2 protein-coding genes are annotated in these 2023 nt (G+C 37.3%); both read right to left on the reverse strand.

All coding sequences use genetic code 11. The features are described 5' to 3' along the window. Positions 1-557 precede the first annotated feature (557 nt). On the reverse strand, positions 558-1169 hold the full coding sequence (locus tag F8S12_RS11460; RefSeq protein WP_196516412.1) for a Uma2 family endonuclease: 612 nt from the start codon (positions 1167-1169) through the stop codon (positions 558-560). A gap of 469 nt (positions 1170-1638) precedes the next feature. After that, positions 1639-2023, reverse strand: a 385-nt coding sequence (locus F8S12_RS11465) for a transposase (RefSeq protein ID WP_196516413.1), incomplete at its 5' end; no start/stop codon positions are given.

A 2023-nucleotide genomic window follows, 5' to 3' on the forward strand; every position in this document is an offset into this window, starting at 1 on the left:
ATATTCGTACCTTATTAAAATTTATTTGCTTTAAAAATTGGTCGGAGTTTTTCTTATTTATTCTTACCGAATATGTCCCTCTCACAAAAGTAAATTCTAGTTAAAAATGTCAAATTTTTGAGAGGAGGTAAAGATTATTAATTAAGAGAATTTACAAAGTAGGTCGGAATTTCAGCTATATTTATAAGTTGAAATCTATTTTTTCATGGGCAGATTTTTAAAATTGTTTCTCTTCAGTTAATTATTATGATTATCTTTCAAATAAATCATAATTAGACAGAAGTTCTCTATGTAAACAAGAGGACTTTATCTTCTTTTGTTTTCAAAATGAGAATTGCTGCTGCTACAGACTGCGCTTAACACGGAAACGTGAAGGCGGAGGCTGCTACAGCCAACGCGGAACTTGTTACTCTTAAAGCAAAACAGAGAAATTTGTCAGTATACAAAAAATTTTACCCCAAGACTTTTACCTACTTTAAAAGTTAAGCAATAACCTAAATGTAGAGACGTTGCAATGCAACGTCTCTGTTGGTTGCGAGATGAAAAATTGCGTGTTTCTAGGCATCGACAACCGTGGGAAAAATTTGACTCAAGTCTAATAAAGCATCTTCAAATCCAGGAATTGTCACTGACTGATGTGGCAAAGATATCTGCTTGCTGAGATAATTGAATTTACCTTGAGCATTTTGATAAGGTTGGCTGTAACGCTCAAGTTGGCGAACATTTAAGTTGACAATCCAATAATCAAAAATTCCGGCTTCTGCGTAAACTTCTAACTTTGTGGTTTGGTCGTAATTTAGAGTTGAGTCCGAAATTTCAATCACCAAAAAAATATCTTCGGGATAAGGATGGTGGGGAAGATAGTCAGTCTCATTTCCTCGTGCGATCGCCACATCTGGTTCAGGTTCACTATCTGATGGTAGTACGATTGGCTCTTGACAACGCACAACAGCCCGATCGCCCAGCAATCGATCCAGTTGTCTACAAAGTCGAGTTGTGCAAAATGTATGAGGTCTGCCTTTGGCTACCATCTGAATTAGTTCTCCGCGAATCAACTCGATGCGTTCGGCTTTGCCGTCTCGAAGAGAATCGCTCTCCTGTAGAAATCCCAGTTCAATCAGCCGATGATATTCGTCAATAGTAAATCGCTTTGGTGTGACAACGTTCATGAAACATCACCGATTTAACTGTTATGTTTTCCAGCTTATCATCTCTATTTATTGGCTGTTGCCTATTTAATCGAGATTTGAGCCTACCACTTTGTTTGCTTCAATGAAGTTCAAAGACTTGTTCACGAGTATCAAAGACTCGTCGCCGAGTATTAAAGACTCATTCGCGAGTATCAAAGACTCGTCCGCGAAGCTCAGAGGCTCGTTTGTGAGTCAACGATGTCGTGCAGCCGCTAAATTTTCTTGTAAAACGGGTGAGACACCTTGATTTACAATACACTCACAATAATAAACCGCCCTTGATCACAAACTAAGCTGTTGGCGGTAAGCTTAGCCATGCCGTCAGGCTTATCGCTTTTGTTCACTCTTGCACAGTGGATCTAATTTGCATATCCTTCGGCAGGTGAGAGATATATTTCTTTAAACTCCCTACTTTACTCGTGACTCTAAAATATAAGCTAATAGGCATTTAAATTGCAACATAGTCACTATTACCTTTATTTTTTCGTTTTCGATACCACTTAATTACTAATTCACCTTTATTTAAAAGTTTATCTAGTAAAAGCTTCAATTCATCTACTGATTGAAAAAGACGATGAGCGATGTATTCTTTACATGAATACCAGACTAATTCAATGATATTGTAATCAGGACTATATGCAGGTAAAAACTCTAATATGAAATTAGGGAGTTCCTGGGCGATTTTAGCGAGAATATCTTTACGTTTATGGAAACTAGCATTATCTAAAATTAAAATAATCTTGGGGCCAAGCTCCTGGAAATCCTCAGTGCTGTTTCCCTGACTTATCCACTCTTCTCTAATTAATTTATTTAGTTGCTGCAACTGCTCATAA

The sequence above is a fragment of the Nostoc sp. WHI genome, assembly GCF_015714725.1.
Classification (GTDB): domain Bacteria; phylum Cyanobacteriota; class Cyanobacteriia; order Cyanobacteriales; family Nostocaceae; genus Nostoc.